4 protein-coding genes and 1 other RNA gene are annotated in these 8,208 nt (G+C 27.6%); 1 reads left to right on the top strand and 4 read right to left on the bottom strand.

Annotation, left to right across the window (positions count from 1 at the left end):
- Nucleotides 1–105: 105 nt before the first annotated feature.
- Entirely contained in the window at nucleotides 106–4,743 is a 4,638-nt protein-coding gene (locus tag RI76_RS00030; protein ID WP_017192075.1) for an AAA domain-containing protein, read from the top strand.
- A 169-nt stretch (nucleotides 4,744–4,912) separates the two neighbouring features.
- Here the strand turns inward: RI76_RS00030 and rsmG are convergent, their stop codons facing one another.
- The 4 genes from rsmG to ffs all read right to left on the bottom strand — a co-directional run bounded on the left by rsmG (nucleotide 4,913) and on the right by ffs (nucleotide 8,201).
- Nucleotides 4,913–5,530, bottom strand: coding sequence for a 16S rRNA (guanine(527)-N(7))-methyltransferase RsmG (gene rsmG / locus RI76_RS00035; protein WP_222813012.1), 618 nt, complete (start codon nucleotides 5,528–5,530; stop codon nucleotides 4,913–4,915).
- Nucleotides 5,520–7,379 (bottom strand): tRNA uridine-5-carboxymethylaminomethyl(34) synthesis enzyme MnmG, encoded by a 1,860-nt coding sequence (gene mnmG / locus RI76_RS00040; protein WP_017192077.1) that lies wholly within the window; start codon nucleotides 7,377–7,379, stop codon nucleotides 5,520–5,522. The genes rsmG and mnmG overlap by 11 nt, the downstream gene beginning before the upstream one ends.
- 49 nt (nucleotides 7,380–7,428) lie before the next feature.
- Nucleotides 7,429–8,055, bottom strand: coding sequence for a hypothetical protein (locus RI76_RS00045; RefSeq protein ID WP_017192078.1), 627 nt, complete (start codon nucleotides 8,053–8,055; stop codon nucleotides 7,429–7,431).
- A 51-nt stretch (nucleotides 8,056–8,106) separates the two neighbouring features.
- Nucleotides 8,107–8,201: signal recognition particle sRNA small type (gene ffs / locus RI76_RS02800), an RNA gene on the bottom strand.
- Nucleotides 8,202–8,208 lie beyond the last annotated feature (7 nt).

An 8,208-nucleotide genomic window follows, 5' to 3' on the forward strand; every position in this document is an offset into this window, starting at 1 on the left:
TTTTCTAATATTTTATTGTTTATTTAAATATTTAAAATCGTTTTTAAACATCTCATCTCAATTCTTCTTAAACTTCAAAGAAAAAAGAAAGAAAAAAATTTTTATATGAATATAAAATACAAACGTCTTTTGTCGTTATTAGATTTTACAAAAGAAACTAAAAAAATACGTGATAAAATTATAATTGATGTCGAAAGTCATGAATGGTATTATCATGAGAATACTCTCTTAGCTTTGCCAGGGGTGTATATGATGAATCCTAAAGCGAAAGAAGGAGATGTTTGGATAACAATAGAACGTTTCGCTCCTCCTGTTGCTCCTCAAATTACTAAAAACCCTTTATTAAAATTATGGTTAAATATTTCTGATGATTATAGAATTTTACCTGTTTTAAAAAATAAAGTCAAAAAATCAGAACTAAAAGAATCAGGTTTCCCTATAACGGAGAATTTTAATGATGAAAATGAAAAAAAATTTGTTTTTTTAAAAGAATTTTTACCTTTAAATAAATCTCTTCAAACTGATTTTGACAATTATTACCAAAATACTTGGAAAGTTTGGGCTGAAAAAGAAGAAGAAATTAACAAAACAAGACAATTATATAAAAAAATATATAAATTAGAACAAGAATTTAGAAGCAATCAAGATGATTCTCATCGCGAATTGGTTTTAGGAGTAGGAATGGTTTTATGGAATTCAGATGGTAAAAAATCCAAAATTCGTTATCCTTTAATTAGTCACGCTTTAGAAATCCATATGAACGAAAAAACTAATGCTATGGAATTAATGCCTCTTAGAGAACCTCAATTAGAGTTAGATATTTACACTTTTCTTCAAAATCCTGGTGTTTCAGTTATTGAAACGGCTTGGAAAAAATCTTCATTAATTTCTCAAGAAGGTCGAAATGCGGTTTTTTCTCCTTATAATCCTAAAACTTTTGATTCTATTCTTCAAATAGCAGCTTCTCATCTTGATCCGCAAGGAGAATATAAACCACAAGGGAATAATAATCGCACTTTATTGCCAATAACGGAAGAATTAAAAATTACTGATAATTGGGTTATTTTCATTCGTCCACGTGATAATAAATTTTTAATTCAAGATTTAGAACGTTTTCAAAGTCAATTTCAAGTAGCTACAAAAAATTTACCTGATATTCCAAAAGGAATTTTATCCATTCTTGAAGAACAATCATATTCCCGTAAAAAAATTAAACTGCCAGAATTTAGAAGCTTGGAAATTCATTACCCTTCTAACGAAGATCCTGAGGCTGTTCCTGTGAAAGATTTATTTTTCACTATGACTTCTAACGAAGAACAAGTTAAAATCATTCAAAAGTTAGAAATTTATGAAGGATTAGTAGTTCAAGGGCCGCCTGGAACTGGTAAAACCCATACAATAGCTAATATTCTTTCTCATTATTTAACTTTAGGTAAAAGAGTTTTAGTCACATCTATGAAAAAAACCGCTCTTAACGTTTTAAGAGATAAATTAATTCCAGAAATACGAACTCTAGCCGTTAGTTTTTTATCAAGCGAACAAGAAGATTTAAAACAATTGGAACATAATGTTTCAATTATTAAAGAACAAATCAACTCTATTGATGAAGATAAATTTGAAAAAGATATTTCCTCTTTAGAAAAAGAAATAGATTTCATTCAAAATGAATTAGCTCATATTGAACAAAAGATTAAAGAATTTTTTCAACGTAATTTTGATTTAATTGTTTTTTTACCAGAACAATCTCGCCCTCCTATAAAACCTTTAGATGCTTCCAAAATATTAGTTAAAAAGCGTCATAAAATTGAATGTTTTAAAGATGAATTAAAATTAACAAATGTTCCTTTATTTCAATCAGAAGATATTGCTGAACTAAAAAAAAATCGTCTTAAAGTGGGCGACAAAATTTCTTATTTAAATATACAAATACCTGCAATTGAGCCTTATTTAGTAGAAAATTTAATGGAAATTCACACAAATATTATTACTTACAACTCCATAAAAGAAGAAATAAAAGAAAATAAAATTTTTTCTTTAGAATTTAAAAATGATAAAATTTTAGAAAAAGCTCAACACCTTCTGGAAATGCTAGAATATCAAATAAAATTAAACCAATCCTTAATTGATGGTGAGAAAAAATTTTCTTGGCACAATTCCATTAAAAATACTTTAAAAAAATCTAGACACGATTTACCTTTAAAAGAATTCGCCGTTTTTTATAAAGACATTCAAGAAGCAGTAGCTCAACAACAAGATTTTTTAACAAGACCTGTCTCTAGTTTCGCTAATTTAGAATTAGATTCTGACATGATGAGTGCTATTAATAAAAAAGCTTCAGGCAAAAGTGCTTTTGGTTTATTTAGTTTTGGTAAAAAAGCGGAAAAAGAAAAATTGTCTTCAATTGTCATTATTTCTAACAGACCTGAAAATAAAGAAGATTGGAAACATGTTCAAAAATATTTCCGTTTAAGAAAAAAGATGAGAAATTTAATTATCATCTGGCAAAACGGTTTAGCTTCTAATTTATTATTAAGTAATGAATTAGTGAACTATGATAATTCTGATCCAAGCACTTTCAACCCTAAACATATTTTACATTTGAAAAAAGTGTCTGATCATTATCAATATTTAATTGAAAAAGATGTTAGAGACGAAGAAATAATAAAATTAGTTTATGAATTATTTCCTAAATTTCCAGAAATAAAGCAAATTCCTAATAGGATTGATTTATTAACTCAATTGCAAAACGATTTACAAAAAAATATTAAATTTCATAGTGTTAGAGATGCTTATAAACAAAAAAACAAAATCAAGAATGTTTTTTCAATATCTTCTGCTGAATTATTTAAAAATTTCCACAATTTAATTGAAGAAAAATGCGGAAATCCAGAAATAAATGTTAAAAGATTGAAAAAAGAAACAGATTCCTTTTTAAAAGAAATCAAAAATTTAGACACTTTAAAAGAAAATTTTGAAACCATTAAAACAGTTTCTGAATTGATTGAAAAATCAGGAGCTCCTTTATGGGCTGATGATTTAAGAAATAAATCTCCTCTAAATTCTTCTTCTGATAATCTTTTACCTAACGATTGGGACGAAATTTGGTGGTTAAAACAACTTGAAGTTCATCTGGATAATTTGCAAACTCGCGACTATTTAAACAAAATGGAAGCAAAGAGAAAACAAAAAATTATTGATTTGGAAAAAGTTTATAAACAAATAGTGTCTAAAAAAACTTGGTTACAAGTCTCTCGTAAAAGCACTCCTGATATGGAATCAGCTTTACAATCTTTTATCACTCATATCACTAAAATAGGAAAAGGAACTGGTAAAAAAGCTCCTATTCATAGACGTCAAGCGCGTCAAGCTTTAACTAATATTTTAGAATCTAACGCTATTCCTTGTTGGATTATGCCTCATGATAAAATTTCTGAAGTTTTACCTTCTCAAATAGGTAATTTTGATTTAGTAATTATTGATGAAGCTTCTCAATCTGATTTATCTGCTTTAGCGGCTTTTTTAAGAGCTGATAAGATTTTAATTGTTGGTGATGATAAACAGGTTGGTCCTAATGATATTTCTGATGTGAGCAAAACACAAATTTTATCTCAACGTTTCCTCAAAAATCAAGTCAAACGTTATCAAGGACATTTAAGCTCAGGTTCTTCTATTTATGAATTATTTCAAGTAGTTTTCGCTCATGAAAAAATTATGTTAAAAGAACATTTTCGTTCCGTTTCTCCTATTATTGAATATTCTAATAGAGAATTTTACCATAATGAAATCCAACCAATGCGTCTGCCGAAAAAATCTGAACGTCTTGATCCACCGCTAATCGATGTTTTAGTGACTGATGGAGCTTGTAAAGATGAAAAACAAGAAATTAATAAAGCAGAAGCCTGTTATATTGTGGATGAGATCAAAAGAATCTGTGCCGATCCTACGATGAAAGATAAAACTATTGGGGTTGTGACTTTAAAAGGAGATCGCCAAGAACATTATATTTACGATATGCTAGAAAGAGAATTGCCTAATGATATTTTAAAACGTCATGCTATTAAATGCGGGAACGCTAGAACTTTCCAAGGTGAAGAAAGAAATATTATTTTCCTTTCTTTAGTGGTTTCTTTCCGTCCTAACGGTAAAAAACCAATGCCTTTGACTAAAGAAGATGCTTATCAACGTTTCAATGTTGCTGCTTCTCGTGCTCGTGATCGTATGTATTTAGTCCGCAGTATAGAAATGAATGAGAACCAACTCAGCAATAAAGACGTTTTAAGACGTGGAATTATTAAACATTTTAGTTTACCTTTTAGTCAAGAAGAGAAAAAAATTAAAAATTTAAGAACTCTTTGTGAAACAGATTTTGAACGTCAAATTTATGATATTTTAGTCAATTTAGGTTACCGTGTTCTTCCTCAAGTTAAAGTCGGTTCTTACCGAATTGATTTAGTGGTTGAAGGGGATAATGATAACCGTTTAGCTATTGATTGCCACGGCGATAGATTACCAAGTACCGAACAAGATGATCATGATTTAAACCGTCAAAGAGTTTTAGAACGTAATGGGTGGGAATTTTGGAACGCATTCGCTTTTAATTTTGTTTTAAATAAAGAAGATGTGATTAAAGACTTAATTAAAAATTTAGAAGCAAAAGACATTGAACCTACCAAAACAGAAAATATAAACCAAGCTATTTACACTGAAAAACGTCGAGTAACTGTTTTTACAAAAAATGAATAATCGTTTGACGATTAAATAATAAAATCCATCGTTAACTTTAAAAAAAGTAACGATGGATTTTTTTTCTTCGCCGTTGAAAAAATATTTCCCACAAACGGAGATAATTATCAATAAACAATAAATTGCCCCAAAAGAATTACATTTTTAAGATTTGATATATAAAAAAGAGTTAATTTATTTTTTGAAATAATAAGTTAACTCTTTTGCCTAATTCTTCCGGTAATTCTAAAAAGAATTTTTGTTTTAATTTTATTTTCGTCATTTTAAGATGTTTCAATTCTGCCTCGTAATTAGGTCCTTTCATTGCTATAAAATAACCTTTTTTTTTAATAAGAGGAGAAGCTAATTTTAAAATTAATTTTAATTTGCCTAAAGCTCTAGCGATCACTAAATCATATTGTTTATCGTGTTGTTCAATCCTTTGATGAAATAAAAATACATCAGTTAAATTCAATTTTTTAACTAATGATTCTAAGAAATTAATTTTTTTTAAGGAAGAATCAATTAAAAAAATTTTCAAATGAGGGAATAAAATTTTTAAAGGGATGCTGGGAAAACCGGCTCCGGTACCTAAATCGCTTAAATTATCAATTTTATTCAAATCAATATTTTGAGAAATCAATAAAGAATCATAAAAATGTTTTAAATAAATATCTTTTTCACTCGATAAAGCGGTTAAATTGGTTTTTTCGTTGTATTCTATTAAAAAAGAATAATATATTTTAAATTGTTCTAATTGTAATTCGTTTAAATTAAATGTATCTTTTAATATTTGATTAAACAAAATTTTTAGCCTTTTGTAAAAAAACTAATAAAATAGAAATATCAACCGGATTGACGCCTAAAATTCTTGATGCTTGGCCTAAATTATAAGGTTTAATTGTTGTTAATTTTTCTTTAGCTTCTTTAGATAAATTGTGAATTACTGAATAATCAATATCAATAGGAATTGTTTTGGTTTCTAATTGAAGAAGTTTTTGAGCTTCTTTTTCGGCTTTTAAAATGTAATTTTCGTATTTAACTTGAATTTCAACTTGTTCTAAAACTTCTGGTGTATATTGTTGGTCAAAAACAAATTTCAAAATATTTGTATTTAATTCTGTTCTTTTTAATAATTTATATAAACTCGTTTTTTTCGTAATTAAAGAAGAGTCATGTTCTTTTAAATAATTTAAATTCTTTTCATTAACTTCAAAAAAAGTTGCTTGTAATTTTTTTTTTAACATGTCTACTTCTAGACGTTTTTTTTCTACATTTTTATAAGTTTTTTCATCCACTAAACCTAATAATTCAAAACCATAATGAGTTAATCTTAAATCAGCATTATCATGTCTTAATAATAAACGAAATTCTGCTCTTGAAGTCAATAAACGATAAGGTTCTTTGGTTCCTTTATTGATCAAATCATCAATTAAAACACCAATGTAAGCTTCATTTCTGTTTAAAACAAAACCGTCTTTATTTTGCAGTTTTAAACTAGCGTTAATTCCGGCCATTAAACCTTGACAAGCCGCTTCTTCATAACCGGTAGTACCGTTGATTTGGCCAGCAAAAAATAAATTATTTATTTTTTTAGTTTCTAAAGTATGTTTTAATTGGTTAGGATTGAACGCATCATATTCAATAGCATAAGCATATCTAACTATTTTAGCATTTTTTAAAGCAGGAATAGTTTGTAAAATTTTATGTTGTATTTCTTTAGGCATGCTTGTAGAAAGACCTTGTAAATACATTTCATCAGATTCTAAACTTTCTGGTTCAATAAAAATTTGATGTTGTTTTTTATCGCAAAAACGAACTACTTTATCTTCTATAGAAGGACAATAACGCGGGCCCGTTCCTTCTATTTGGCCATCATACATTGCCGATTCATATAAATTTTGTTCAATTAATTCGTGAGTTTGTTCGTTAGTGTGAAGCAAATAACAAGGTTCTTGGACTCCTAAATCGTCAATAACCGAAGGAGAACTGAAAGTTTGTAAAATGCCATCTCCAAATTGCATTTTAGCTTTAGTATAATCAATGCTATCTTTTTGAATTCTAGGCGGAGTACCTGTTTTCAAACGAATAACTTCAAAACCATGTTCTTTCAATTGTTTGCTAATGCCATAAGTGGTTGGTTCATTATTAGGACCCGAGTTGGTTTTTGATTTTCCCATAAAAATTTTACTGGATAAATAAGTTCCTGTCGTCATAACAACAACTTCACTATAAACAAGTGTTCCATCCTGCAATTTAACCCCTTTAACTTTTTGTTTTTCAATAATTAATTTTTCCACTAAACCTTCTAATAAAGTTAAACTATCAACTTCTTTTAATATTTGAATAACTACTTTAGGATATTTTAATTTATCAATTTGAGCCCTCAAACTTCTTACAGCAGGCCCTTTAGAAGTATTTAACATTTTCATTTGAATTTGCGATAAATCTGCTGCTTTTCCCATAATGCCGCCTAAAGCTTCAATCTCTCTTACAACGACGCCTTTGGCTGGTCCGCCGATAGAAGGGTTGCAAGGAAGAGCGGCAATTTGTTCTAAATTGCCTGTAATTAATAAAGTTTTATGTTTTTTGGATAAAGCTAAAGCGGCTTCTACGCCGGCATGTCCGCCACCAATAACAATAGCTTCGTAATTCATTTTCTGTTAACCTCCTTTTTTTAAAAATTTTTTTCATAAAAAATAATTTTTATTCGTTTTCTTCAACATGTCTGTAAAGTCTATGTTGTGTTAAAATGTTTTCTAATTCTTCTTTGCCTAAAAAATTTTCAGATTCTTGAATAAATTGGATAAATAATTTTTTTTTATCCAATTGGAATTTCTTATCGCTTTTTTTCATAAAAAACATAAAAATGATTAAAAATAAAATAATCGGTAAAGCGAATAACATAACAACTTTATAACCATTTAAATTTGGAATTGATGATTTAACTAAAGTAGATAAAATAAGAGAAGTGACAAAACCTATTCCTAAAGACAAAAAGTTTTTTTTAATTATATTTGCGCGTTTATTTAACAATTCATAAATAAATTTCATATAAAAAGAATTAATTTCTTTTTGATATAAAGTATTGAATTTATCATAATATTCTTCATTAATAAAAACTCTAAAAACGCCATTTAAATAAGTCCAAACGACATATTGATTCATGTTCAAAAAAAAAGAATTATATTTACTTTGTTTTAAATAAAAAAACTCAATTTTTTTTTCTTGATCGTTAAAAAGACAATTTTCTTCGCGAAAAGCATTTCCTTCAACAGAATTAAAAACAAAAGGTAAAAGCTGAATTTTGTTTTTGTGTGTAAATAAATTCATAATCAAATAGATTTCCTTTTTGTTAGTTTATTTTCAATTATAAAAAAATCTTCTTAAAAATCATCACTCACATGAAATTAAACTTATGGCTGCTTCAATCAAGACCTGACCAGATTCATTATCTTTACATTGAATGATGATTTTTAAGAAGAT

It is taken from the genome of Milkweed yellows phytoplasma str. MW1, from assembly GCF_000309485.1.
GTDB lineage: Bacteria > Bacillota_I > Bacilli_A > Acholeplasmatales > Acholeplasmataceae > Phytoplasma.

What these genes read in the sequence shown, in the direction of transcription:
- RI76_RS00030 (WP_017192075.1), top strand. Translation starts at nt 106, where the DNA reads ATGAATATAAAATACAAACGTCTTTTGTCGTTATTAGATTTTACAAAA.
- mnmG (WP_017192077.1), bottom strand. Translation starts at nt 7,379, where the DNA reads ATGAATTACGAAGCTATTGTTATTGGTGGCGGACATGCCGGCGTAGAA.
- RI76_RS00045 (WP_017192078.1), bottom strand. Translation starts at nt 8,055, where the DNA reads ATGAATTTATTTACACACAAAAACAAAATTCAGCTTTTACCTTTTGTT.